The following is a 25,670-nucleotide window of genomic DNA, read 5'->3' on the forward strand; positions in this document are numbered from 1 at the left end:
ATCAGTACAAGGGCAGGCTAAGGCCGAGCAGGTGTTTAAAGGCAAAGGCCACGGCGATCAGGCCAAGCGAGATCTTGATGTTGCGCACCACGGAATACGAGGTACCGGCAAGCGTGGAGCAAAACACCAGAAATATGATGGCCAGGATCATGTTGATGTACAGGGAGATCGCCGCAAACCCGACAAGGCTCAGCAGAATTAGGGTGATGTTTTTGACGCTGTAGTCCAGGGGTACGGGGTCGACGAAGTGCGAACGCACCACCGAGAGCAGGCCGATCACAAAGAGACAGGAGCTAATCATCAGGGGAAACAGCCCGGGCCCTGACCTGCTTAATTCACCTATCGAGTAATTCAGCGACACCAGGCCAAAAAGCAGGGCGATCGCAATGAGACACAGGCCCCTGACGAAATTCCGGTTATTAAAGTTCATGTGAGGCGTCTCCAGGGCTGCGCCGGTACGGCGTTATTTATTAACAGGGGGTGGGTCATCCGGGTCTCCTTGTGGTTTTGTCTCGCGCCTTCCGGTCATACAATTACGCAGCCGGCGAGGCGTTCGGGCTGGAGGGGATGTTAGGGAGTGATGCTTCCAATTGGCTTTCGTTTTTCGCGCTCGGCCTCAAAATACGTGTTATCACTAACGGGGGAAGTGACAGTGCCGCAGGCGGTCATCCTGCAGCTTGCCCTGGCTTTGCAAGCAGGTCTGTGGCTGCTGCGCGCAGGTGCTGTGTGTTACCGGGCGGCACCCAGTGAGGCTGTCTTCAGCGGTTCAGCCGTGTGCGCTCAGCCCTGGCGGTCGGATGCCAGAGGCAGGCGCAGGATGGCACGCAAGCCGGTGGTTCTTGAGGCCGCGCCCGTGCTGTTGGCAGCGAAGTCTGCAAGCTCGATATCGCCGCCATTGCGCCGGGCATAGGCGCGTGCGATCGCCAGGCCCAGCCCGGCACCGCCGGCCATTCCCGCCGTCTCTGCCGTCTCTGCCGCATCCGCTGCGTTGCCGCGCCCGAAGCGTTCGAACACCGCCTCGCGTCGCTCCGGCGCAATGCCCGGGCCGCCGTCGGCCACTTCGGCAAGCGCGACGTCGCCTTCGATGCGCACCGCTACGGTGATGCTGCCGCCGGCAGGCGTATGGCGAATCGCGTTATGCAGCAGGTTGGCCAGCGCCTCGTGCAGCTCCGCCGCCTGCGCGCGCACCGGGGCGGCCGGCATCCCGGGGTCCGCAGAGTCCGGGATGTCCTCGCCGCGGATGTCCATCCAGCCCAGGTCCTGGTTTTTCGCGTGGGCAAGCGGCAGGTACTGCAGGACCACCTCGCGTGCCACCGCATTCAGGTCGACCCGCGGCGGGGGTTCCGCATCGTCGGCCGCACGGCTGGCGTGCGCCATGGCCAGCAACTGGTCGGTCAGGCGCCGGCTGCGATCGAGTTGGGAGATGATGGCGCGCAGGGTCTCGCGCAAGAGTTGCGGGTCCCGCTCGCGCAAGGCGTAACCGGCCTGGGTCATCATGATGGCCAGTGGCGTGCGCAATTGATGCGACGCGTCGGCCAGGAAGCGGCCCTGTTCGGCCAGCATCTGCCGGTGGTCGGCGATATGGATGTTCACCGCGTCCACCAGCGGCGCCACCTCGTAAGGCACACCGCTCGCATCCAGGGGTTGCAGGTCATGCGCGGGCCGCTCGCGCAGCGACGCGCGCAGGCGCTTGAGCGGCCGCAGCGCCCACGCGATGCCCAGCCAGACCAGCAGCGCCGTCACCGCCAGCATGCGCAGGTCCTGCTGGAGCTCACGGCGCAGCGAGGCCTGCCGTGCGTCGGCACGCCGGTCCGTGCTTTCGGCCGCCTGCACCTGCAGGCGGTAGCGCCGGCCCGCGGCGCCCCTCAATTCGCGCTGCAGCGTGGCCACCCGTATCGGATAGCCGTGATAGGTGGCCGTGTAGAAGGCGATATGGCCTCCGTCTGCGCCACCGAAACTGGGCGGTGGTGGGGTCGCCTCGGCGCCCGGAGGCGGAGCCGGCAGGTCGCTCACCCCCATCAGCGTGCGCTCCGCGGGTGGGGCGGCGGCGCCGGTATCCAGCGGGGCCAGGCCCACGTGCAGGTGTTTGTGGTGCGCCCGGAGCGAGTCGAACATGGCCTGCACCGCAAAGGGCATCGCCAGGGTGACTTCGCCGTTCGCGTCAATGTGCACGCTGTCGTTCAGAACTGAGAGCGGCTCCAGCAGGGCTTCGTCGTAGGCGCTTTCGAGGGTGCTGGTGCGCGCGTGGTGGTCGCTCCAGCTGTCGATGGCCAGCATCAGGGCGACGCCGGGCAGAATCAAGGCCAGCAGCTGCGCCCGGATGCCCAGCCAGCGGCGCCGTCCCGACACCCGGTCAGGCGTCGGGTGCATCGGCCGCATCGGCATGCGCGATAGCTTCGAGCATGTAACCCAGGCCGCGCACTGTGACGACGCGAACGTCGCTGTCCGCCAGCTTGCGCCGCAGGCGGTGCAGCACCAGCTCAATGGCGTCGGGTCCGGCATTGCTGTCGCGCGGGAAAACCTTGCCATAGAGCTGTGACTTGCCTACCGGGGCGCCAGCGCGCATCAGCAGCGCCGTGAGCGCCGCATGCTCGCGCGGCGTGAGCTGCAGCAGCGTGCCGCCCAATGTGAAGGAGTGGCTGTCGTTGTCGTAGGCGAGCGATGCGCATTGCAGCCGCGGATGCCGGCGTCCATGGCTGCGGCGAACCAGTGCCGCGAGCCGGGCCTCGAGTTCCTCGATGGCGAAGGGCTTGGCCAGGAAGTCGTCGGCGCCCAGGTTGAGCCCGCGCACCCGGTCGGGCAGCGCGCCCTGCGCCGTCAGCACCAGCACCGGCGTGGGGTCACCCCGGTCGCGCATGGCCGAGAGCACGGTCAGCCCGTGCCTGTCGGGCAAGCCCAGGTCCAGCACCACCGCATCGTATTCGGTGTCGCCGGCCAGGAAGCCTTCGGCCGTGCCGGCATCGGGGGCGTGATCCGGCACGAAGCCGTTTTGTTTCAACGCGCGCAACAGCCATGAGGCCATGTCGCGCTCATCTTCCACCAACAAGATACGCATGTAGAAAATCTCCGGAGCGTTTATTTCTGGATATCACCCAGGCAGAGGTATTTCATTTCAACGTACTCTTCCATGCCGTGGCTGGAGCCTTCGCGGCCCAGGCCGGATTGCTTGACGCCGCCAAAAGGCACATGCTCGGTGGCAATCACGCCGGCGTTGATGCCGACCATGCCGTATTCCAGCGCTTCGGCCACGCGGTAAATGCGGCCTATGTCGCGGCTGTAGAAGTAGCTGGCCAGGCCAAACTCGGTGTTGTTGGCGGCATCAATGGCTTCCTGCTCGGCCTTGAAGCGGAACACCGGGGCAAACGGGCCGAAGGTTTCTTCTTTGGCGCACAGCATGTCGCCCGTGGCTTCCGAAATCACCGTGGGCTCAAAGAACTGGCCTTGCAGCTTGTGGCCACCGACCTGCAGCCTGCCGCCCTTGGCAATGGCATCGGCCACATGGCGCTGCACTTTTTCCACGGCGGCGTCTTCGATCAGCGGGCCTTGCGCCACGCCGTCTTCAAAGCCGTTGCCGACCTTCAGCAGCTTGACCTTGGCCGCGAATTTGGCCACAAACTGGTCGTAGACACCGTCCTGCACATAAATGCGGTTGGCGCAGACGCAGGTCTGGCCGGCGTTGCGGTACTTGCTGGCCATGGCGCCTTCCACGGCCGAGTCGATGTCGGCATCGTCAAACACGATGAAGGGGGCGTTGCCGCCCAGCTCCAGCGACAGCTTCTTGACCGACGGCGCGCTTTGCGCCATCAGGATGCGGCCGACTTCGGTGGAGCCGGTGAAGCTGATGTGGCGCACCACGTCGCTGGCGCAGAAGACCTTGCCTACGGCGATCGAGTTGCTGCTGTCGGCGGTCAGCACGTTAAGCACACCTGCGGGAATGCCGGCGCGCACCGCCAGCTCGGCAACCGCCAGGGCGGTCAGCGGGGTGAGCTCGGCCGGCTTGATGACCACCGGGCAGCCAGCGGCCAGGGCCGGCGCCACCTTGCGGGTAATCATGGCCAGCGGGAAATTCCAGGGCGTGATGGCGGCGCACACGCCTATCGGCTGCTTGATGACCATCAGGCGGCGGTTGTTGTCGAACTGGGCCAGGGTCTCGCCATTGACGCGCTTGGCTTCCTCGGCAAACCACTCGACAAAACTGGCGCCATAGGCCACTTCGCCCTTGGCCTCGGCAAAAGGTTTGCCCTGTTCGGCCGTCATGATGCGGCCCAGGTCCTCCTGGTTGGCCATCAGCAGCTGGTACCACTTCATCAGGATGGCGTGGCGCTCCTTGCCGGTCTTGCTGCGCCAGGCGGGCCAGGCGGCGTTGGCCGCGGCAATGGCCGTTTCGGCGTCTTTGGCGCCGAGATTGGCCACATCGGCCAGTTTGCGGCCGGTGGCGGGGTCGTTCACGTCAAAGCGGGCGGTGCCGGCGACCCATTGGCCGTTGATCAGGGCGTCGGTTTTGAAAAGGCTGGGGTCTTTCAGCAGCGAAATCGGGGAGGTCTTCATGTCCATGCGGGTCTCTCTTTCTGGGTCTGTCCGGTTTGGCGGATACGGCTGGGCGCCGATGGTAAATGACAGCCTTCAAGCATAGCGCCTTGGCTTCAAACGTGCTGCCACCTGGTACTGTGCAAACTTATAATCGACGATTCGGGCAAATCGGGTCTCTATTCGGGTTCCATAGGCCTTTTACCCTCTTTTAAAGCACCTCGTGCGGTTTGCGGCACTGACTTGTCAGGGCAACAGTCCGCCTCAACTGGCAAAACATGAGCAATCCCACCTCCACGGTCACCTTCACCGTCGCCGACATCCGCAAGACCTTTCTTGACTTTTTCGCGTCCAAGGGGCACACCGTGGTGCCGTCCAGCTCGCTGGTGCCGGGCAATGACCCGACGCTGATGTTCACCAACTCGGGCATGGTCCAGTTCAAGGACGTGTTCCTCGGCACCGACAAGCGCCCCTATGTGCGTGCGGCCTCGGTGCAGGCCTGCCTGCGCGCCGGCGGCAAGCACAACGACCTGGAAAACGTGGGCTACACCGCGCGCCACCACACCTTTTTCGAGATGCTGGGCAACTGGAGCTTTGGCGACTACTTCAAGCGCGAGTCGCTGCAGTGGGCCTGGGAACTGCTGACCGAGGTCTACAAGCTGCCGGCCGACAAGCTCTGGGCCACGGTCTACATCGACGATGACGAGGCCTACGACATCTGGACAAAGGAAATCGGCCTGCCGCCCGAGCGCGTGGTGCGCATTGGCGACAACAAGGGCGCCAAGTACGCCAGCGACAACTTCTGGATGATGGCCGATACCGGCCCCTGCGGCCCGTGCTCTGAAATCTTCTATGACCACGGCCCCGAGATCGCCGGCGGCCCCCCGGGCTCGCCCGAGCAGGACGGCGACCGCTACATCGAGATCTGGAACAACGTGTTCATGCAGTTCGACATGCAGCCCGACGGCTCGGTCAAGCCGCTGCCCGCCCCCTGCGTGGACACCGGCATGGGCCTGGAGCGCCTGGCCGCCATCCTGCAGCATGTGCACAGCAACTACGAAATCGATATCTTCGACGCACTGATCAAGGCCGCCGCCCGCGAAACCGGCGAGCAGGATCTGGGCAACAAGTCGCTGCGCGTGATTGCCGACCACATCCGCGCCACCGCCTTCCTGGTGAGCGACGGCGTGAACCCGTCCAACGAAGGCCGCGGCTATGTGCAGCGCCGCATCATCCGCCGCGCCATCCGCCACGGCTACAAGCTGGGCAAGAAGACACCTTTCTTCCACAAGCTGGTGGCCGACCTGGTCAAGCTGATGGGCGACGCCTATCCCAAGCTCAAGACTGACGAGCAGCGCATTACCTCCGTGCTCAAGGCCGAGGAAGAGCGCTTCTTTGAAACCCTGGAAATCGGCATGCAGATTCTGGACACGGCGCTGGCCGACGGCACCCAGGTGCTGCCGGGCGAGGTCGCCTTCAAGCTGCATGACACCTACGGCTTCCCGCTGGACCTCTCCGCCGACGTGTGCCGCGAGCGTGGCGTGGGCATTGACGAGGTCGGCTTTGGCGCCGCCATGGACAAGCAGAGGGCCCAGGCCCGCGCGGCCGGCAAGTTCAAGATGGACCGCGCGCTGGAATACACCGGCAGCGGCAACACCTTTACCGGTTATGAGCATCTTGAAGAGACTGCAAAAATCGTAGCGCTTTACGCAGACGGTGCGCCGGTTGCAGCGCTGACAGCCGGTCAAAACGGGGTGGTGGTGCTGGACACGACGCCGTTCTACGCTGAAAGCGGCGGTCAGGTCGGCGACGAGGGCGAACTGGTCAGCGGCTCGGCGCACTTTGCCGTGGGCGACACGCTCAAGATCAAGGCCGATGTCTACGGTCACCATGGCACGGTGGCGCAGGGCACGCTGAACGTGGGCGACCATGTCAGCGCGCGCGTCAACATGGCCGTGCGCGCCGCCACCATGCGCAACCATTCGGCGACCCACCTCATGCACAAGGCGCTGCGCGAAGTGCTGGGCGAGCATGTGCAGCAAAAGGGCAGCCTGGTCAACGCCGAGCGCACCCGTTTCGACTTTGCGCACAACGCACCGGTCACCGACGCGCAGATCCGCGAGATCGAAGCCCGCGTCAATGCCGAAATCCTGTCCAACCTGGCCACCGACGCCAGCGTGATGGACATGGAGGCCGCCCAAAAGACCGGCGCCATGATGCTGTTCGGCGAAAAGTACGGCGAAACCGTGCGCGTGCTCAGCATAGGCTCGAGCAAGGAACTCTGCGGCGGCACCCATGTGGGCCGCACCGGTGACATCGGCCTGTTCAAGATCGTGGCCGAGAGCGGCGTCGCCGCCGGCGTGCGCCGCGTGGAAGCCGTCACGGGCGAAAATGCCCTGGCTTACCTGCAGTCGCTGGAGTCGGCGGTGCAAGCCGCGGCCGGCTCGCTCAAGGCCAGCCCGTCCGAATTGCAGCAGCGTATCGGCCAGGTGCTGGAGCAGGTCAAGTTGCTGGAAAAGGAAGTCACGGCCCTCAAAGGCAAGCTGGCCTCCTCGCAAGGTGACGATCTGATGACGCAGGCGGTGGACGTCAAGGGTCTGAAGGTGCTGGCCGCGCGCCTGGAAGGCGCGGACGCCAAGACGCTGCGCGAGACCATGGACAAGCTCAAGGACAAGCTGAAAACCGCCGTGATCGTGCTGGCGGCCGTGGACGGCGGCAAGGTGCAGCTCGCCGCGGGCGTGACGCTGGATGCCGTGGGCAAGGTCAAGGCCGGCGAGCTCGTCAACTTTGTGGCCCAGCAGGTGGGCGGCAAGGGCGGCGGCAAGGCCGACATGGCCATGGCCGGCGGCACCGATGCATCCAACCTGAATAGCGCCCTGAAATCGGTGCAGGCCTGGGTGGTCGAGCGCGTCTGAGCCGGTGGGGCGGGCGGATTGCTATTTAATTGATAGCTTCTTGCGCCCGCCCACATTGGGCTGGCGGCTGTTTTCATTGGGAAAATTAGCCTGCCGCTAAACCATGGCCAGGAATACCGCAAACTGCCGGGCGGGGTCGGTCCAGTAGCCGGTCCGGGCGAATCCGGCGGCCTTGAGCAATCGGGTCATGCCCTCAAGCGTGTACTTGTAGGAGTTTTCGGTGTGAATGCGCTCACCGGCGCTGAAGCGGCGCTCGTGGCCGGGCCAGCTCACCGTCAGCGCGCACCTGGCCTCCAGATGCATTTCGATGCGTGAGTGTGAGGTGTTGAACAAGGCCACATGGCGCCACTGGCGCACATCAAAATCTGACTGCAGCAGTGCATTGACGTTCAGCAGCAGGTTTTTGTTGAAGGCGGCGGTCACGCCCAGCGCATCGTCGTAAGCGGCTTCCAGCGTGGCCGTGTCCTTGAGCAGGTCAATGCCCAGCAGCAGGCCGCGTGCCTTGCCCTGGGTAGGGTCGGCGATGTGCTGCAAAAACTGCAAGGCCTGCTCGGGCTGAAAGTTGCCCAGGCTGGAGCCGGGGTAGAAAAAAATCCTGTCATGGGCTTGCACCTGGTCGGGCAGCTGCAGGCCCGCAGAAAAGTCCATGCCCAGGGCCACAATCTCGAGCGCAGGAAAACGGTGTTGCACCTGCTCGGCGGCACCCTTCAGGAAGTCCACCGAAATATCGACCGGCACGTACTGGCGTGGCTGCAAATGGGGAATCAAGGCCATGGCCTTGGCGCAGTTGCCGGCGCCCAGGTCAATCAAGCACGGGTTTTGGATGCCGATCTCCGCGAGGGTGGCGGCAATCTGCGCATGGGATGCCTCAAAAATGCCGGCCTCTATGCGGGTGGGGTAGTACTCGTCCAGTACCGTGATGGCGTCAAACAGCCTGGACCCCAGGGCGTTGTAAAAAAATTTGGGCGATACGCTGGCGGCGGCGGCGCCAAGCCCCGCGGCCAACTCCTGCACGGTGCTGTGCGATGGCCGCGGCAAGGCTTCGCCATGGAGATGGATGAACTGCGGCGAAGCCGGCGGCAGGGCGCGCGCGAGGCCTGAAATGCGGGGTGGGTGGTCCAAAATCGGCTTTGGCTGCGGTGGTGACAAGCATGGATTTAAAAGCCATTTGGGCGCTGCGCGTGTAGGACTGAAGCGCTTTGAGCCCCGCAGGCGCGCCACAAGACCCTGGCGGCCGGTGGGCGTCCGGGCTTTGTTACGCTTGGCGCCGACGTTGCGCTGCCGGGCGCCTGCCGTTTTTGTATTACTTGCCAAATCCTCTACCCATTTTTTGCCATGTTTCTCCATCCCGCCAAGTCCTTGTCCCGCCGCCACGTCCTTCAGGCTGCGCTGGCCGCCGCCAGTTCTGGCGTGTTGCCGCAGGCCGGCGCGCAAGGCTTGACCGGACCGGCCTATGAGGTTTCCAAATGGACGGGGCCGATGTCGGCTTTTGCGCTGCTGGACACCACGGGCAAGACCTGGCGCCTGGCCGATCTGCGCGGCCGGGCCGTGCTGCTCAATTTCTGGGCCAGCTGGTGCGAGCCCTGCCGCGCCGAAATGCCCACGCTGCAGCAGGTGGCCGACCTGTACGGCCCCGACAAGCTGCTGGTGCTGGCCATCAACTTCAAGGAGCAGCCCGCCCGCGCGATCCGGTTTGCCCAAAGTACCGGCGTCACCCTGCCTGTGTTGCTCGACATCAACGGCCAGCAGGCCCGGCAATGGGGCGTGAAGGTGTTCCCCACCACCTTGACGCTGGACAGCCACGGCCAGCCGCGCCAGCGCGTGCAGGGCGAGGTCGACTGGACCAGCCCTGCGGCCGAAAAGCTGATTGCCGGCCTGCTCAAGCCCTGAACCAGGATTAGTACTGCCGCCCGGTCCGCCAAATCTGCTCGGCGATAATTGCGGGGTCGCTCACCGTGCCGAAGGCTGTTTCAGCCTCCGGCCCAGACCGGCCACCACATCTCGGGGCACCTTTACCTGCCCCGATGCCTGTGACCCTCTCACCCATCCTCTCTTCGGAGCCGTCTTCATGACCACCGTACGCCGTTCCTTCCTCAAAACCACCGCGGCTGCTGCTGTGGCTGCAGCATTGCCATCCTTGAACTTCGCCCAGGTGGCGCCTGACCGCCGCAACTTCGCACCGCAAAGCGGCGCCTGGCGCACGTTTGAGGTGACCACCCGCGTGGACATCGTCAAGCCCGAGGGCGTGACCCGGGTCTGGTTGCCGATTCCTTCGGTGGACAGCGACTACCAGCGCTCGCTGGAAAGCGGCTTTTCCAGCAATGGCACGGCCAGGTTCGCGCAGGACGGCCTGGAAGGCGCGAAGATGCTTTGCGTGGAGTTCGCCGCGAACGAAGCCAGGCCTTACGTCGAGTTGACCAGCCGCGTGCAGACACAAGGCCGCGCGCTGGACTGGTCGCAAAAGAACGCCGCCGCAGAGTCGACCGACACGTTGCGTTTTTACACCCGCGCCACCACCCTGATCCCGACCGATGGCATTGTGCGCAAGACCGCGCTGGCAGCCACCCAGGGCGCCAGGACTGATGTGGAAAAAGCCCAGAAGCTTTACGACTGGATCGTGGCCAACACCTACCGCGAACCCAAGGTGCGCGGCTGCGGCGAAGGCGACATCAAGACCATGCTGGAAACCGGCAACCTGGGCGGCAAGTGCGCCGACCTGAATGCGCTGTTCGTCGGCCTGTGCCGCTCCGTGGGCGTGCCGGCACGCGATGTGTACGGCATCCGCCTGGTGCCTTCGGCCTTTGGCTACAAGGAGCTGTCGGGCAACCCCGCCAGCCTCAAGGGCGCGCAGCACTGCCGCTCCGAGGTCTACCTCAAGGGCTATGGCTGGGTGGCCATGGACCCGGCCGACGTGGCCAAGGTCATGCGCCTGGAAACCGCCGACTGGATCAAGAACACCACCAACCCGGTGGTGGCACCCGTGAACAAGGCGCTGTTTGGCGGCTGGGAAGGCAACTGGATGGCCTACAACACGGCGCACGACGTGGCCTTGCCCAACGCCAAGGGCGAAAAGCTCGGTTTCTTCATGTACCCCATTGCCGAGAATGCAGCCGGGCGTTTTGACTCCTACGCCCCTGACGACTTCAAGTACCAGATCACGGCCAGGGAAATCAAGGCCTAGAACTGGCCCCCACGCTTGCCACCGCGTTTGCTGCGCTGCCCCCCCGGTGGGCTAGTTTCCCTTGGGGCGGCCCGGCGGGAAATTGCTTTGCCCATGGTCAAAATTTCAAACTGAACCGGCTTTCAAACTGCCGGGGCTGTCCCGTGAGCGGGTCGGTAAACGCCATTGATTTGGCCAGCAACTGCAGCGGATAACGGTAATCGTCATCCGGCGTCACGGCCACGGGGGGGTAGATCCGGTCATTGAGCAAAGGCAGGCCCAGCGCATTCATGTGCACGCGCAGCTGGTGCTTTTTGCCGGTGACGGGGCTCAAGGCGTAGCGCGCCCTGTCGCCCTTGACCTCCAGCACCTCGATATGGGTTTCGCTGTTGGGCTCGCCAGGCACTTCGCGTTGCCGGAAGAAGGGTTCGTCTTCCTCAATCCGGCTTTTGCGCACCAGCGGAAAGTGCAAATCGTCGCGCCAGGGGGCAATCGCCTGGTAATGCTTTTGCACCTCGCGCTGCCTGAACAGCGACTGATAGGCATCACGTTCCGAGCGGCGCACCGACAACAGCACCAGCCCCGCGGTTTCACGGTCAATCCGGTGAACGGGGATCAGGTCGTCCATGTCCAGTTGATTTTTGAGCCGCACCAGCAGCGTCTCCTGCAGGTAATGGCCCGAGGGCGTGACGGGCAGGAAGTGCGGCTTGTCGGCCACGATCAAATGCTCGTCCTGAAACAGCACCGTGGCCTCAAATGGAATGCGCGGCTCGTCGTCCAGGGCGCGGTAGTAGTAAAGACGCATGTGGCCGCGGTAGGCGCGCGCTGGCGTGACGGCAGCGCCAAATTCATCAACCACCAGGCCGTCCTGCATGCGCTGCAGCCAGACCTCGCGCGAGATGGCGGGGAAGCGTTCGATCAAAAAATCCGTGATGGTCGGCCAGTGGCCTGCAGGCAAACCGACGCAGCTGGGGCTGACGCCGGCGCGGGTCGGCAAGCCGTGAGTCACTTGGCCCCCACGCTTGCCACTGCGTGTGCTGCGCGAGGCCTTGCAGGCCGCAGCTCGCGAGACGCTTCGCCTCTGTCGCCTGTCCCAACCTGCTCAAGCAGGTTGGGAGCCGCAGGCTCCAGCCCCTCGGGGGCTAATTTGTCCTGGGGCGGCCCGGCGGTCGGGCGATCCTGCGTTGCTTGTTGCTTAAACGATTCACACACGCGTGAACACCACATCCCACACGCCGTGGCCCAGCTTGATGCCGCGGTTTTCAAACTTGGTCAAGGGGCGGTAGTCGGGTTTGGGGGCATAGCCGCCATTTGACGCATCCGCCGTGTTGCGCAACAAGGCTTCGGCGCTCAGGACTTCGAGAATCTGCTCGGCATAGGGCTGCCAGTCGGTGGCGCAATGCAGGTAGCCGCCAGGCTTGAGGCGGGCGGCGAGCTTGGCAATCAGCGGAGCCTGAATCAGCCGGCGCTTGTTGTGTTTCTTCTTGTGCCAGGGGTCGGGAAAGAAGATGTGCGCGCCGTCCACGCTGCCCAGCGGCAGCATGTTGTCGATCACTTCCACCGCGTCGTGCTGCAGGATGCGGATGTTGGTCAGCGACTGCTCGTCAATGCGCTTGAGCAGCGCGCCCACGCCGGGCGTGTGCACTTCGCAGCAGAGGAAGTTTTTCTCGGGCATCAGCGCGGCGATATGCGCCGTGGCCTCGCCCATGCCAAAACCGATTTCCAGAATGGTGGGCGCGCTGCGCTCGTAAGTCGCAGCGAAGTCCATGGGGGCCCCGGTATAGGGCCGCAAAAACTTGGGGCCGACATCGGCAAAGGCCTTGGCCTGGCCGACGGTGGTGCGGCCGGTGCGCCGCACAAAACTGCGGATGTTGCGGGGCTGACTTGCGTCAGCGGGCGCGGCCCCGGGGGCGGCGGGCGGGTGGGAGGAGGGGGTGTCAATCACCCCCCGATTTTAATGTGCTGGTTCCAGATGCCTTCCAGCCCAGAGCCCAACAGCTTGCTGCAGCCAGTCTGCCGACGTGCTGGCGCTGATACGGTCCGCCAGGCCCAGGGCCAGGCCCGCCTGCCGGAGCACGGCAAGCGGGTCGCGGGTGTCCAGCGGCTGGGCGCCGTTTTGCTTGGACAGCTTTTCGCCGTTGGCACCCAGCACCAGCGGCGTGTGCAGATAGCGCGGCAGGGGCAGGCCCAGCGCGCGTTGCAGCAGGATTTGCCGCGCCGTGTTGTCGGCCAGGTCCTGGCCGCGCACGATGTCGGTCACGCCCTGGGCGGCGTCATCCGCCACCACGGCCAGCTGGTAGGCCCAGAAGCCGTCGGCCCGCTTGAGCACGAAGTCGCCCACGTCGCGGCTGACGTTCTGCATTTGGGGGCCCAGCAGCCGGTCGTACCAGATGACCTCGGTGTCTGCCGCAGGGTTGAGGTTTGCTATTGATTCAATAGCTGACTGCGTACTATCTGCCTGGGCCAGAGGCCTATTTGATTCATATTCTGCGGTCAGGAAGCGCCACGCCCGGGCCGCCCGGCCGTTCAGCCCATGGCGGCAGGTGCCGGGATACACCAGCTCGCCATGACGTTGGTGCGGGTGGCCGGAGGCCGCCAGCGCCCGCGCAATGTCCAGCCGCGTGCAAGCGCAGGGGTAGGCCAGGCCGCGGGCGATGAGTTGGTCGAGCGCCTGCTGGTACAGGGCGCCGCGCTGCGACTGGTAGACCGGCGCCTCGTCCGGCACCAGGCCGCAGTCTGTCAGTTGCTGGAGTATGGTCCGGGCCGCACCCGGGACGCAGCGTGGTGTGTCCACATCTTCAATGCGCACCAGCCAGCGGCCGTGGTGGGCGCGGGCATCCAGCCAGCTGGCCAAGGCGGCGACGAGGGAGCCCGCGTGCAGCGCCCCGGTCGGAGAGGGCGCAAAGCGACCGGTGTAGGGCATGGCCCCCACGCTTTCCGTTTTGTGCAATGGGCTATCTCCCGGGGAGGCTGTCCGGCCCTGGAGAGGTCCGGCGACCGGACGGCCCCCCCCCATCCGCTCACAGAATCGCCAGGGCCATTTCCAGACCCGACACAAACCCGTCCTCCACCCGGTGGCCAATGCACCAGTCGCCGCAGGCGCCGATGCGGGATTTGGCGTCCCACGCGTGGGTTTTTCCCAGGGGCTCGACGGTTTGGGCATGGCGCCAGCGATGCACTTCGGCGTAGGGGGGCTGGGCGCGTATGCCGGTCACTTCCGTGAAGGCTTTGTGCAGCTTGGCCTTGACGCGCTCCGCGTCGTCCTCCAGGTGGCGCTGCGACCATTCGGGGCTGGCCTGCACGGTCCAGCGCTCCAGGGGACCGCGGCCGGGCTTGGATGATTCCCGTGCCAGCCAGGCAATGCGGTGGTGGGTGCTGCGCGACGCATTCCAGTGCGGACCCAGGAGCGAGAGGTTGGGTTGCAGCGCCTGCGGAAAGGCCAGCATCAAGGTCCAGCACGGCGCCACGCTCACCTTGGCGAGTTCGGCCATCACCGGTTTGCCCTGCTGTGAGTTTTGCAGCAAGGCCTGGGCCTGCGCGGGGGGGATGGCCAGGACCACGTCGTCAAAGCCCGAGTGAATGTGGCTGCCCGCGCCGGCGCCATCGGTTTGCAGCTGCCAGCGCTTCGGGTGCAGCTTGTCGGCCTCTATGCCGGTGACGTCGGTTTCCAGCAGCAGCGAGCCGGCGGTATTCAGTGGCGCGGCCCAGTGCTTTACCAAGGCGTTCATGCCGGGTGTGGCGACCCAGTGGGCCTCCGTGGGCGGCAGCGACGCGGCGACCACGCGGCCCCGTTCATCCAGAATCCGAACCGTGTTGGCGCTCCAGGGGCGCACCAGCGCGGGGGTGGTGGCCAGGGCTTTTTCGAAGCGCGCATCACGCACCGTGAAGTACTGGGCACCGTGGTCAAACCCGCCGAATTCGCTGTCCCTGGTGGCCATGCGACCGCCGACCCCCCGGCTTTTCTCGAACACGGTCACGCGGTGCCCGGCCTGCGCCAGCGTGCGCGCGCAGGCAATGCCGGCGATGCCCGCGCCCACCACCGCGATGCGGCGTGGTGCGGATTTTTCAGAAGAAGCGGTGCGGGATTTTGGGGTCATGTCTGTACTTTTTCTGGGTTGATAAAAGGGCCGTGAACGAAAACCACAAGCACACTCTACACGCAGCCACCGCCAGTGCGTTTTCCGCGGCGGTTTTTAAAGCGTCTGTTGACGTTCCAGCAGCGCTTTTCGGGTGGCCGGCTTGTCCAGTTGTTGCAGCCACCACTGCAGGGCGCGGCCCTCGCTGCCCTCTGCCGCACGACGCCATGCATAGCTCATGGGAATCACCCGGACGGCGCGCTGCATTTTCTTTTCGACCAGCCGGCCCGTGGCAATGTGGGGCCGTGCCAGGTATTCCGGCAGGAAGCCGCCACCCAGGCCGCGCAACTGCGCATCGAGCTTTTCCTGCATCCCCGGTACGGTGAGGATGTCCTGGCCCCCCAGCAGTCCCACGGTGACACCGCGGCCCCGTTGCACCGAGTCGGCGACCGCCACCGCCCGGTAAGGCATGATCATCGCGTCGGTGACGGGCTCGGCGGCCTGGGCCAGCGGGTGGTGCGGCGCGACGGCATAAACGAATTGGAGGGTGCCCAGGGGCTTGCTTTGCACCGATCTGCTGACCGAGGGCTCAATGGCCACACCAATGGCCAGATCCGCCTGGCCCGAGGTGAGCGCCTCCAGCGTGCCCGACAGCGCTTCCTCCCGAATCCGCAGGCGTGTGGGTGGGTCCAGCGCAAAAAAGGCCTCGCACAACTCCATCACGGTGGTGCGCGAAATCACACTGTCAACGGCCAGGGTAAGCTGGGGCTCCCAGCCGGTCGCCACGCGTTTGACGCGGTTGGCGATGGCATCGAGCTCGGTCAGCAGGCGGCTGCCTTCGCGCAGCAGCTCCTTGCCCGCCTCGGTCAGTTTGGCCTGTCGTGAGGAGCGGTCGAACAGCAGCACATCCAGGGCATCTTCTATTTGGCGGATGCGGTAGGTCAGGGCGCTGGGCACCACGCCCAGCTCGCGCGCAGCGGCCGCCATGCTGCCGTTGCGGTGCACCGCGCCCACCAGATCAATGGTTTCGGGGGTGAGGGCGTCCCTCACCCGGTTGTGGATCGTCGCCATGATGAATATTCAAATAATTTGAATGATGCCATCAAATAAACGCAATCGCCAGAGCCGTCGCGGCACCTACAGTGGAGCCATTACAGAGCAGACGCACCTTGAAAGGAGCATTTCATGATCAGCCTCAGAACTTCCAGCGAACGCGGTTATGCCGACCACGGCTGGCTCAAATCTTTTCATTCCTTTTCGTTTGCGGGCTATTACGACCCGGCGCACATGGGCTTTGGCAACCTGCGCGTCATCAATGAAGACCGCATCGCGTCGGGCCGGGGTTTTGGCGAGCACGGACACCGCGACATGGAAATCATCAGCTACGTGCTGAGCGGCGAGCTGGCGCACAAGGACAGCATGGGCAACATCAAGGGCATACCTCCCGGCGATGTGCAGCGCATGAGCGCCGGCACCGGCGTGCAGCACAGCGAGTTCAACCACGCCGAGGGCCAGACCACGCATTTTCTGCAAATCTGGATAGAACCCAATGTGACCGGCATCGCTCCCAGCTACGAGCAAAAGACCTTTCCCGAGGCCGAAAAGCGCGGTGCGCTGCGGCTGGTGGCCTCGCCCGATGGCGCCCAGGGTTCGGTGACGATTCATGCGGATGCAAAGATGTATGCGGGCTTGCTGGATGGCGACGAAACCGTTGCGCTGGCGCTTGACCCCCGCCGCAAAACCTATGTGCACCTGATTCGCGGTCAGCTGGAGGTCAACGGGCAGGTGCTGCACGCTGGCGATGCGGCCGCCCTGCAATCAGAAAGCCAGCTGCGGCTGGCCCATGGCCAGTCAGCCGAGGTACTCGTATTTGATCTGGCACCCTGAGATGCCGTCAGGCCCCGTGCATTGGATGTGCGCTAGTTGTTAATGCTTGCTCATCCTTATTTTTTAACCCATCATTTCCCCGTTTACTTCTCTTGACAAAGGACTTTCCATGTTGAACGCTCTCCAAAACCCCCTGTCGCTCATCGGCCGTTTGCTGCTTGCCATGCTGTTTTTGCCCGCGGGCTGGGGCAAGCTGACAGGCTTTGCGGGAAGTGTCGGCTACACCGCCTCTGGCGGCGTACCGATGCCCGAGGTCGCAACGGCGGTGGCCCTGGTCGTTGAAATTGGCGGCTCGCTGGCGCTGATTTTTGGTTTTGGCACCCGTTGGGCCGCACTGGCACTGGCCTTTTTCACGCTCGTGGCCAGCTTCTTCTTCCACAAGTACTGGGCCCTGCCCGCCGAGCAGGTCATGATCCAGCAACTGATGTTCTTCAAGAACATCGCCATCGTCGGCGGGCTGCTGACTTTGGCCGCCTGGGGCGCCGGTGCCTGGAGCGTTGACGCCAGGCGCGGCAACTGAATCGCTCCCTGATAATGTCGCTCAACAGTGCGGATGCCCTGTCGAGCGACATTTTTTTTGGCGAATACTTTCAACACCCTTGATTCAAGGAAGATGAAAATGGCAGAAGTGGTCGTGGTTTACCACTCCGGTTATGGGCACACCCAGCGCATGGCGCAATCTGTCGCAGAAGGCGCAGGCGCGGATGTTCTCGCCATCGATGCCGATGGCAACCTGCCCGAAGGCGGCTGGGAAATGCTGAATGCCGCCGATGCCATCATCATGGGCTCACCCACTTACATGGGCTGCGTCAGCTGGCAGTTCAAGAAGTTTGCCGATGCATCTTCCAGGCCCTGGTATACCCAGGCCTGGAAAGACAAGCTGTTTGCCGGCTTCACAAACAGCGCCGCCATGAACGGCGACAAGATGTCCACGCTGAACTATCTCTTTACCCTGGCCATGCAGCACGGTGGCATCTGGGTGGGTCAGGGCGTTTTGCCCAGCAACAGCAAGGCCGCCCAGCGCAACGATGCCAACTACCTGGGCTCCTACAGCGGGGCCATGGCCCAGTCGCCGTCGGATGCCGGCGCCAGCGAGATGTTTCCAGGCGACCTGGAGGCAGCCCGCAATTTTGGCAAACGGGTGGCCGACGTGGCGGTCAGGTTTCAGCGTTGATTCGGCGTTAAAGTCAAATACGCGCGGCCTCCTTTCAAGGTTTGTCTTTCATCGCAACACAGGAGTTCTTCATGCCCATTGAATTGAAACGCGACCGCTCGGCGGCAATGGCCCAGCTGATCAGCATCCGCCGCCATGCGCTGGTCGCCGATGGGAGTGAAGCCGAGGGGGGCGCAGATACCGGTCCCAGCCCGCATGATTTGTACGATGCGGCGCTCGGGGCCTGCAAGGCCCTCACGGTCTTGTGGTACGCCCGTAAAAAGGGCATTCCGGTCGATGACATTCATACGGTGATTGAGCGCGACGACTCGGGCGAGCGCGCTGGCGTATACCGTTTGGCCGCCAGACTCAAAATCCAAGGCGATCTGACCGATGCCCAGTTGCATGAGTTGCAGGCCATTGCCCATAAATGTCCGGTGCACAAACTCATGACGGTGGTCAGCACCGAAATTACAACGGAAGTGGAGCGTTTGTCATGAGTGTCCAACTTAAACTGACAGGTCACGACAAGGACCTGGGTGACGGCTTTCTGGTGCGGCGCCTGCTGCCTGCCGGGCAACGGCAGTCGGTGGGCCCCTTCATTTTTTTTGACCATTTCGGGCCCATCACGCTACAGCCGGGCGTCAGCCACGATGTGCGGCCGCACCCCCACATAGGACTGGCGACGGTGAGCTACCTGTTTGAAGGCGCCATGATGCACCGCGACAGCCTGGGGTCTGTTCAGCGCATTGAGCCTGGCGCGATCAACTGGATGACGGCCGGGCGCGGCATTGTGCATTCCGAACGCGGCCCGGAAGACCTGCGCGACAAGGCCTACGTCAACCATGGCCTGCAATTGTGGGCCGCCTTGCCCAAGGCCTTTGAAGAGGTGGCGCCCGAGTTTTCGCACACGGCTGCCGAGGCCATTCCCGTGGTGTCTGTTGACGGGGCGGAGGTGCGCGTGCTGATTGGCGAGGCGTTTGGGCAAACATCGCCCGTCAAGACTTTCTCCAGGACTCTTTACCTGGATATCAGTCTTGCTGCAGGCTCGCGCCTGGAGTTGCCCGCACTGGCCGAAGAGCTGGCGGTGTATGCGGTAGACGGCGACTTGACGGTGGACGGCGAGCCCGTGGCGGCCCATACCCTGGCCACCTTGGCGCCGGGCATTGTCACGCAGATCGCCGCCGGCGCGCCGGCACGTCTGGTGGTCATTGGAGGGGAGGCGCTGGATGGGCACCGCTTCATCTGGTGGAACTTCGTGTCCAGCCGCAAGGAGCGGATTGTTCAGGCCGGCGATGACTGGGCGGCCCAGAAGATGGGGCAGGTCGGCGGCGAGACCGAATTTATTCCATTGCCGGAGCGAAGGTTTTCTGCGAGTTGATTGATGGCGGGCTGAAGCGAAGCGGCTTGCTGAATCCCGCTTTCGCAGGATTTTCTTGCGCTTAAGATGGCGCCATGCAGATTTTCACCTTGCTTCCCTGGGCCGACTGGCTGGCCGTGCTCTGGTTCTTTTCAGGGTGGATAGGCTATGCCTGGTTTGCGCGGCATTACGGCGTGACGCGGTCCTCTTTGCTGAGCACCACCAACCGCTACCGGCATTACTGGCTGCTGCAGGCGACGTCCCGCGACCCAAGAGTCATTGACGGCGTCATCACGCAGAACCTTTCGAGCACGCCGGCTTTCTTTTCCTCCACCACCATCATCATCATCGGTGGCCTGATCGCGCTGCTGGGCACCACGGACAAGGCCGCCGAACTGGTGCGGGAGATTCCGTTTGCGGTGCGGACGTCGGTGCTGATTTTTGACCTCAAGGTGCTGCTGATGGTGGGTGTGTTCGTCTACGCCTTTTTCCGGTTCAGCTGGTCCATGCGCCAATACACCTTTGTCGCCCTGCTCATTGGCTCCTTGCCCTCGCCCCAGGAGTTCGAGGCGGGCAAGTTTGACCGCGAAGTGTTTGCCACGCGGGCCAGCCGCATGGTGGGCCTGGCCGCTGAAACCTTCAACGACGGGCTGCGGGCCTATTACCTGAGCTTTGCCCTCATGGCCTGGTTTTTTTCAACCATTGCCTTTGTGCTGGCCACTGCCGTGGTTGTGCTGATTCTCTACAACCGCGAGTTCAACTCCGACGTGCTGGGTGTTTTGCGCGAATAAATGCGCTTTTCCTTGGGACGACCATGTAAGGCCCTAGGCCAGGACGTCCATCGTGAGAGGCTCTCAAGCGTCGCGCGCCAGGCGCAGGCCGCTGAACTGCCACTGGGCGTCGGGCGGAAAGAAGTTGCGGTAGCTCGCGCGGATATGGCTTCGCGGCGTGGCGCAGGAGCCGCCGCGCAGCACGAACTGGTTGCACATGAACTTGCCGTTGTATTCCCCCACCAGCCCCTCCCACGGTTTGTAGCCGGGATACGGGTTGTAGTTGGACTGCGTCCACTCCCAGACATCGCCCAGCATCTGTGTCGGCGCGCCGTGGCCGGGCTCTTGCTGCGGCAAGGGGTGGTAGGCCGCATTCTCGACAAAGTTGCCAGCCGGCCCCTCCGAAGCGGGCAGGGTGCGGGCCGCCAGCTCCCATTCAAATTCGGTCGGCAGCCGAGCGCCCGCCCAGCGTGCAAACGCATCGGCCTCAAAGTAGCTCAGATGGCAGACGGGGGTGTTCGGGTCCACCGCCGCCAGCCCTTGCAGCGTGAAATGGCGGTAGTCCTTGTGATGGGCATGATCTAGCCAATAAAGCGGCAGGCGGTGCTGGCCTGCCTGCACCCAGTCCCAGCCCAGGGACAGCCACAGTTCGGGCCGCTGGTAGCCGTGGTCGGCAATGAAGGCCATCATCTCGCCATTGGTGACGAGCCGGCTGGCCAGCTCGAAAGGGGCGATGTAGGCAGGGTGACGCGGCGTTTCATTGTCAAACGCAAACATACCGTCCTGCTCCGCTTCGAAACCATGGCGCACCAGGCCACCGGCGTAGCCGTGCCAGCGCACTGGCTGGGGATGGATGCCGGCGAGCGGCCAGCGCCTGGCGTAGGCGGGGCCTTGCGGATTGAATGACAAGGCATGTTTGATGTCGGTCAGCAGCAATTCCTGGTGCTGTTGTTCGTGGTGCAGCCCCAGCGTGATGAGCGGCGCCAGTTCGCGGTAAAGCGTTTTGTTTGTCGTCGCCAGCAGATTCAGCACGCGTGCATTGACCTGCGCGCGGTAATCCAGCACTTCCTGAAGTGAGGGGCGGCTGATGAGGCCACGCTGCGGGCGCGGATACTTGTCGCCCACGCCGTTGTAATAGCTGTTGAACAGCACGCGGAAGCCGGCATCGAAAGGCTTGAAGTCCGTTTCAAATCGTTCCAGCACAAAGGTTTCAAAAAACCAGCTGACGTGGGCCAGATGCCATTTGGCGGGGCTGGCATCCGGCATGGACTGGAGCTGGCAATCCTCCGCGCTCAGCGGCTGTATGAGGCGCTCTGTTTGGCCGCGGACCCGCTGAAAGTGCTCAGCCAGCGCCGGTATCGGGGCGTCATCATGGGGGGCGATGTGAGGTGAAGGCATGGCCGGTCAATGCAAGGGCTTCCGTGGCTTGAAGCGTGGGTCGCTGAACCGCAAATAAAGCGTATTTCCCAGCTTCCACGATTTGCCGGCGCTCAGCTGTCAGACAAGGCGCCGACATTGACCTTGGGTTGGAGGGCGGAGTCAAGCGCCCGGCGCTCGTCGAACACAAAGCATTCACCCGCAAAGTGGGCGTGGCCGCTTTCCTCAAAGTATTTCAAAATGCCGCCATCCAGCTGGTAAACATGGGTGACGCCGGCCTCCTGCATGAAAATGGCGGCCTTTTCGCAGCGTATGCCCCCGGTGCAAAAGCTCACCACCGTCTTGCCCTCCAGCTCATGGCGGTGGTCCAGCACGGCCTGCGGGAATTCGGTGAATTTGTCGATGCGCCAGTCAATGGCATTGCGGAAGGTGCCCACATCCACTTCAAAGGTATTGCGCGTGTCCAGGGTCACCACGGGGCGGCCCTGGTCGTCGTGTCCGCTGTCCAGCCAGCGCTTGAGCGTGGCCGCGTCCACGGCCGGGGCACGGCCCGCCGTGGGGCGTATGGCCGGATGATTCATGCGGATGATTTCCGGCTTGATTTTGACCAGCAGCTTGCGAAAAGGCTGGGCGTGGGAGCGGCTTTCCCTGATTTCCAGGTCGTGAAAACGTGCGTCGGAGCGCAGCCATGCCAGAAAATCATGAATGTCGCTGCTGCCGGCGGCCAGAAACAGGTTGATCCCCTCTTCGGCGAGCAGCACGGTGCCCTTGATGCCACGCGGCTTCAGGGCGTCCAGCAGGGCGGTCTGCAAGGCCGGCAGGTCGTCCAGCGGTACGAATTTGTACGCTGCAATGTTCAAAATTTGCATGATGTGGCCAATTGTAGGCAAGGGGGTTGGCGGGACGCTCCGACATTGGCGGGTACGGCAGTTGCCCCGCCCTAAAATGACGCATGTTTGTTCACTTACGTATTCACACCGAGTTCTCGGTCATCGACGGTACCAACCGCATTGATGAAATCGTCCGGGCCGCTGCAGCCGACCAGCAGCCTGCGCTGGCCATCACCGACCTGAGCAACCTGTTTGGCACAGTCAAGTTTTACAAGGAAGGCCGCGGGGCGGGTGTGAAGCCCTTGATAGGCGCCGATGTCTGGGTGCAGGTGCCGGGGAAAGAAGCCGCTGCCCCGGCGGCCCGCCTGCTGCTGCTGGTCCAAAACCGCCAGGGCTATCTGAATCTGTCGGAGCTGCTGACGCGCGCCTGGACGCAAAACGTGGTGCGGGACCAGGCCGTCATCAAGCTGGAATGGCTGGAAGAGCTGAATGAAGGCCTGATAGCCCTGTCAGGGGCGCAGGGCGGCGCGGTGGGCCAGGCGCTGGTGCAGGGCGACGGCACGCGCGCGCTGGAATGCGCCCTGCATTTCGCGGGTATCTTCCCGCATCGCTTCTACCTGGAACTGCAGCGTGCCCAGCGTCCGGATGATGAACGCCATGTGGCGGCAGCCGTTCAACTGGCCGCCCGGCTCGGGCTGCCGGTGGTGGCAACCCATCCGGTGCAGTTTCTGACCTACGAGGATTACGAGGCGCATGAGGCGCGCGTGTGTATTTCCGAGGGTGAAATCCTGGGCAATGCACGCCGCGTGCGCAGGTTCACGCGCGAGCAATATTTCAAGTCCGCGGCCCAGATGGCGCAGCTGTTTGCCGATGTGCCCTCGGCCCTGGCCAACACGCTGGAAATCGCCAAGCGCTGCAACCTCACGCTGGTACTGGGCAAGCCCATGCTGCCCGACTACCCCACGCCCGAAGTGGATGGCGTGCGCATGCCCATCGACGCCTACTTCCGCCATGCGTCGTTCGAGGGGCTGGAGGAGCGTCTGGCGCATCTGTATCCCGATGTGGCGCTGCGCGACCAGAAGCGGCCCGCCTATGTGGAGCGGCTGGAGTTCGAGATCAACACCATCCTGAACATGGGCTTCCCGGGCTACTTCCTGATCGTCGGCGACTTCATCAACTGGGCCAAAAACAATGGCTGCCCGGTGGGGCCGGGACGCGGCTCGGGGGCCGGCTCGCTGGTGGCCTACGCCCTGAAGATCACCGACCTGGACCCCTTGCAGTACAACCTGCTGTTCGAGCGTTTCCTGAACCCCGAGCGGGTTTCCATGCCCGACTTTGATATCGACTTTTGCCAGCAGAACCGCGACCGCGTGATCGACTACGTGAAGGACAAGTACGGCAAGGATGCCGTGAGCCAGATCGTGACCTTCGGTACCATGGCCGCCCGCGCCGCCATTCGCGATGTGGGCCGGGTGCTTGATTTTCCTTACGGCTTTTGCGACGGCATTTCCAAGCTGATTCCCAACAAGCCGGGCCAGCAGATCACGATCGAGCAGGCCAAGGAGGCCGAGCCCATACTGGCCGAGCGGGAAGCCAGGGAAGAGGACGTGCGCACGCTGCTGGAGCTGGCGCAAAAGCTCGAAGGCCTGACGCGCAACGTCGGCATGCACGCCGGTGGCGTGCTGATCGCGCCCAGCCGACTCACCGACTTTTGCCCCTTGTATGCGCAGCCCGGCAGCAATTCGGCGGTGAGCCAGTACGACAAGGATGACGTGGAGGCCATAGGCCTGGTGAAGTTCGACTTCCTGGGCCTGGCCACGCTGACCATTCTGGAAATCGCCCGCGAGTTCATCATCCAGCGGCACCCGGCGCAAAAAGACTTCAAGTTTGAAGACCTGCCGCTCAACGACCGCAAGGTCTATGAGCTGTTCGGCAGCGGCCAGACGGAAGCCGTGTTCCAGTTTGAAAGTATCGGCATGCAGCGCATGCTGAAAGACGCCAAGCCGAATCGTCTCGAAGACCTGATTGCCATGAATGCGCTCTACCGGCCGGGGCCGATGGAGCTGATTCCGACCTACATCGCGCGCAAGCAGGGCAAGGAAGAGCCCGAGTACCCGGATCCGCGCGTCAAGCCCATTCTGGAAGAGACCTACGGCATCATGGTCTACCAGGAGCAGGTGATGCAGACCGCGCAGATTCTGGGCGGCTACTCACTGGGCGGCGCCGACATGCTGCGCCGCGCCATGGGCAAGAAAAAGAAGGAAGAGATGGACGCCCAGCGCGCGGTGTTCCGAAAAGGCGCGGGCATCAATGGGCTATCCGAAGAAAAGGCCGACGAGGTTTTCGACCTGATGGAAAAGTTCGCGGGCTACGGCTTCAACAAGTCGCACTCTGCCGCTTACGCGCTGCTGGCCTACCACACGGCCTGGCTCAAGGTGCATTACACCGCCGAGTTCTTTGCGGCCAATATGACCGTTGAAATGGACGACACGGACAAGCTGAAGATTCTCTTTGGCGATGCGCTGAAGATGGGGCTGCAGTTCGAGTCGCCCGATGTCAACCGCGGCCATTACCGTTTCGAGCCGATCAGCGCCAAGTCAGTGCGCTACGGCCTGGGCGCCATCAAGGGCACGGGGCAGCAGGCGATTGAGGCCATCGTGGCGGCACGCCAAGAGGGCGGCCCCTTCACGTCGCTTTACGACTTCTGCGTGCGCGTGGACCGCAGCCGGATGAACAAGCGCACGGTCGAGGCGCTCATCAAGGGTGGCGCCTTTGACAACCTGCATCTGAACCGTGCTGAGCTGCTGGCGTCGGTGGACCGGGCGTTTGAGTTTGCCGCCACCACGCAAGCCAACGCCAACCAGGGCGGCCTGTTTGACATGGGGGACTCCCACGCGTCCAGCACGCAGGAGCCGCCGCTGGTTCCGGCCGTGCCGTTTGGTGTGAAGGCGCGCCTGGTGCTCGAGAAAACGGCGATCGGCTTTTACCTGTCGGGCCATTTGTTTGACGAGGTCGAGGCCGAGGTCAGGCAGTTTGCCAAGCGGAAAATTGAAGACCTGATTGATTCGCGCGACCCGCAACTGCTGGCCGCCATTGTGGGTGATCTGCGCGTGATCAATGGCAACCGCGGCAAGGTCGTGATCTTCAAGCTGGACGATAAAACCGATGTGCTGGAGGCGTCCGTGGATGAGGCAACCTACAACGCCAACCGCAACCTCCTGAAAGACGACGAACTGGTGATTGTGCAGGGCACGCTGCAAGGCGCGTCCGAGCGTTTTGGCCGGCGCTTCAAGGTGACCCAGGTATGGGACCTGGAGACCGCGCGCTGCAAGTTCGGCAAGTACCTGCGCGTGGCCGTCAATGGTACGGCGCCGGACATTTCGCGCCTGGTCAGGGACTTTCCGCCGCGCCGCGAAATGACGGAGCAGGGTGAGCTCAACCGTGGTTTGCCGGTGCGCCTGAGCCTGCGCAGGGCGGGCGCCACGGCCGAAATTCACCTGGGCGAGGCCGCCAAATTTTTCCCGACCGATGCCGCCCTCGCCAGCTGGATGGCGCAGGCCGACAGCGGGTTGGCGAAGATCATTTATGAGTGAAACAGGGCACTAGCCCATGTAA

Annotated in this window: 22 protein-coding genes; 10 read left to right on the forward strand and 12 right to left on the reverse strand. The window is 63.6% G+C overall.

Features of this window, described 5'->3' with window-relative positions; all coding sequences use genetic code 11:
- Position 1: 1 nt before the first annotated feature.
- The 4 genes from PJE01S_RS05020 to PJE01S_RS05035 all read right to left on the reverse strand — a co-directional run bounded on the left by PJE01S_RS05020 (position 2) and on the right by PJE01S_RS05035 (position 4,554).
- Complete coding sequence (locus tag PJE01S_RS05020; RefSeq protein ID WP_068832071.1) at positions 2 to 430, reverse strand: tripartite tricarboxylate transporter TctB family protein; 429 nt, start codon at positions 428 to 430, stop codon at positions 2 to 4.
- A gap of 350 nt (positions 431 to 780) precedes the next feature.
- Positions 781 to 2,370, reverse strand: coding sequence for an ATP-binding protein (locus PJE01S_RS05025; RefSeq protein WP_157090236.1), 1,590 nt, complete (start codon positions 2,368 to 2,370; stop codon positions 781 to 783).
- Positions 2,354 to 3,055, reverse strand: a complete 702-nt coding sequence (locus tag PJE01S_RS05030; RefSeq protein WP_068832073.1) for a response regulator — start codon at positions 3,053 to 3,055, stop codon at positions 2,354 to 2,356. The genes PJE01S_RS05025 and PJE01S_RS05030 overlap by 17 nt, the downstream gene beginning before the upstream one ends.
- Before the next feature lie 20 nt (positions 3,056 to 3,075).
- The gene (locus tag PJE01S_RS05035) at positions 3,076 to 4,554 is read right to left on the reverse strand and encodes an NAD-dependent succinate-semialdehyde dehydrogenase (RefSeq protein ID WP_068832074.1); all 1,479 of its coding nucleotides are present in this window, start codon (positions 4,552 to 4,554) and stop codon (positions 3,076 to 3,078) included.
- Positions 4,555 to 4,805: 251 nt separating this feature from the next.
- Here PJE01S_RS05035 and alaS point away from each other — a divergent pair, with 251 nt between their 5' ends.
- Positions 4,806 to 7,442 carry an alanine--tRNA ligase gene (gene alaS, locus PJE01S_RS05040; RefSeq protein ID WP_068832075.1) on the forward strand — a complete coding sequence of 879 codons (2,637 nt, stop codon included), beginning with the start codon at positions 4,806 to 4,808 and terminating at the stop codon, positions 7,440 to 7,442.
- Between the two features lie 96 nt (positions 7,443 to 7,538).
- On the opposite strand, the gene egtD is transcribed toward alaS, so the two are convergent.
- Positions 7,539 to 8,564 (reverse strand): L-histidine N(alpha)-methyltransferase, encoded by a 1,026-nt coding sequence (gene egtD, locus PJE01S_RS05045; RefSeq protein ID WP_068832076.1) that lies wholly within the window; start codon positions 8,562 to 8,564, stop codon positions 7,539 to 7,541.
- 213 nt (positions 8,565 to 8,777) lie between these two features.
- Here egtD and PJE01S_RS05050 point away from each other — a divergent pair, with 213 nt between their 5' ends.
- Together PJE01S_RS05050 and PJE01S_RS05055 are read left to right on the forward strand one after the other, a co-directional pair.
- Positions 8,778 to 9,332, forward strand: a complete 555-nt coding sequence (locus PJE01S_RS05050) for a TlpA family protein disulfide reductase (protein WP_068832077.1) — start codon at positions 8,778 to 8,780, stop codon at positions 9,330 to 9,332.
- A 178-nt stretch (positions 9,333 to 9,510) separates the two neighbouring features.
- Positions 9,511 to 10,623, forward strand: a complete 1,113-nt coding sequence (locus tag PJE01S_RS05055) for a transglutaminase-like domain-containing protein (protein ID WP_068832078.1) — start codon at positions 9,511 to 9,513, stop codon at positions 10,621 to 10,623.
- A gap of 97 nt (positions 10,624 to 10,720) precedes the next feature.
- On the opposite strand, the gene PJE01S_RS05060 is transcribed toward PJE01S_RS05055, so the two are convergent.
- The 5 genes from PJE01S_RS05060 to PJE01S_RS05080 all read right to left on the reverse strand — a co-directional run bounded on the left by PJE01S_RS05060 (position 10,721) and on the right by PJE01S_RS05080 (position 15,749).
- Positions 10,721 to 11,599 carry an RluA family pseudouridine synthase gene (locus PJE01S_RS05060; protein WP_245660619.1) on the reverse strand — a complete coding sequence of 293 codons (879 nt, stop codon included), beginning with the start codon at positions 11,597 to 11,599 and terminating at the stop codon, positions 10,721 to 10,723.
- A 207-nt stretch (positions 11,600 to 11,806) separates the two neighbouring features.
- The gene (gene trmB / locus PJE01S_RS05065) at positions 11,807 to 12,547 is read right to left on the reverse strand and encodes a tRNA (guanosine(46)-N7)-methyltransferase TrmB (protein WP_068832080.1); all 741 of its coding nucleotides are present in this window, start codon (positions 12,545 to 12,547) and stop codon (positions 11,807 to 11,809) included.
- A 9-nt stretch (positions 12,548 to 12,556) separates the two neighbouring features.
- The gene (gene gluQRS, locus PJE01S_RS05070) at positions 12,557 to 13,525 is read right to left on the reverse strand and encodes a tRNA glutamyl-Q(34) synthetase GluQRS (protein WP_068832081.1); all 969 of its coding nucleotides are present in this window, start codon (positions 13,523 to 13,525) and stop codon (positions 12,557 to 12,559) included.
- 97 nt (positions 13,526 to 13,622) lie between these two features.
- The gene (locus PJE01S_RS05075) at positions 13,623 to 14,699 is read right to left on the reverse strand and encodes an NAD(P)/FAD-dependent oxidoreductase (RefSeq protein ID WP_068832082.1); all 1,077 of its coding nucleotides are present in this window, start codon (positions 14,697 to 14,699) and stop codon (positions 13,623 to 13,625) included.
- Positions 14,700 to 14,795: 96 nt separating this feature from the next.
- Complete coding sequence (locus tag PJE01S_RS05080; protein ID WP_068832083.1) at positions 14,796 to 15,749, reverse strand: LysR family transcriptional regulator; 954 nt, start codon at positions 15,747 to 15,749, stop codon at positions 14,796 to 14,798.
- 114 nt (positions 15,750 to 15,863) lie between these two features.
- On the opposite strand from PJE01S_RS05080, the gene PJE01S_RS05085 reads away from it, so the two are divergent.
- From PJE01S_RS05085 to PJE01S_RS05110, 6 genes are all read left to right on the forward strand, one after another.
- Positions 15,864 to 16,565, forward strand: a complete 702-nt coding sequence (locus PJE01S_RS05085) for a pirin family protein (protein ID WP_068832084.1) — start codon at positions 15,864 to 15,866, stop codon at positions 16,563 to 16,565.
- 109 nt (positions 16,566 to 16,674) lie between these two features.
- On the forward strand, positions 16,675 to 17,085 hold the full coding sequence (locus PJE01S_RS05090) for a DoxX family protein (protein ID WP_068832085.1): 411 nt from the start codon (positions 16,675 to 16,677) through the stop codon (positions 17,083 to 17,085).
- 99 nt (positions 17,086 to 17,184) lie between these two features.
- A complete protein-coding gene (locus PJE01S_RS05095; RefSeq protein ID WP_068832280.1) occupies positions 17,185 to 17,739 on the forward strand; it encodes a flavodoxin family protein in 555 nt (184 codons plus the stop codon).
- Positions 17,740 to 17,810: 71 nt separating this feature from the next.
- Positions 17,811 to 18,218, forward strand: coding sequence for an OsmC family protein (locus PJE01S_RS05100; protein WP_068832086.1), 408 nt, complete (start codon positions 17,811 to 17,813; stop codon positions 18,216 to 18,218).
- The gene (locus tag PJE01S_RS05105; protein ID WP_068832087.1) at positions 18,215 to 19,099 is read left to right on the forward strand and encodes a pirin family protein; all 885 of its coding nucleotides are present in this window, start codon (positions 18,215 to 18,217) and stop codon (positions 19,097 to 19,099) included. Before PJE01S_RS05100 ends, PJE01S_RS05105 begins: the two co-directional genes overlap by 4 nt.
- Before the next feature lie 74 nt (positions 19,100 to 19,173).
- Entirely contained in the window at positions 19,174 to 19,869 is a 696-nt protein-coding gene (locus tag PJE01S_RS05110) for a DUF599 domain-containing protein (protein ID WP_068832088.1), read from the forward strand.
- Between the two features lie 63 nt (positions 19,870 to 19,932).
- Here PJE01S_RS05110 and egtB read toward each other — a convergent pair whose 3' ends face one another.
- Together egtB and PJE01S_RS05120 are read right to left on the reverse strand one after the other, a co-directional pair.
- Positions 19,933 to 21,246, reverse strand: a complete 1,314-nt coding sequence (gene egtB, locus PJE01S_RS05115) for an ergothioneine biosynthesis protein EgtB (RefSeq protein WP_068832089.1) — start codon at positions 21,244 to 21,246, stop codon at positions 19,933 to 19,935.
- Positions 21,247 to 21,338: 92 nt separating this feature from the next.
- Positions 21,339 to 22,097 (reverse strand): sulfurtransferase, encoded by a 759-nt coding sequence (locus tag PJE01S_RS05120; protein WP_169804365.1) that lies wholly within the window; start codon positions 22,095 to 22,097, stop codon positions 21,339 to 21,341.
- Between the two features lie 80 nt (positions 22,098 to 22,177).
- Between PJE01S_RS05120 and dnaE the strand changes: the two genes are divergently transcribed.
- Positions 22,178 to 25,648 (forward strand): DNA polymerase III subunit alpha, encoded by a 3,471-nt coding sequence (dnaE, locus tag PJE01S_RS05125; protein ID WP_068832091.1) that lies wholly within the window; start codon positions 22,178 to 22,180, stop codon positions 25,646 to 25,648.
- Positions 25,649 to 25,670: the final 22 nt, after the last annotated feature.

The sequence above is a fragment of the Polaromonas jejuensis NBRC 106434 genome, from assembly GCF_001598235.1.
GTDB lineage: Bacteria > Pseudomonadota > Gammaproteobacteria > Burkholderiales > Burkholderiaceae_C > Polaromonas > Polaromonas jejuensis.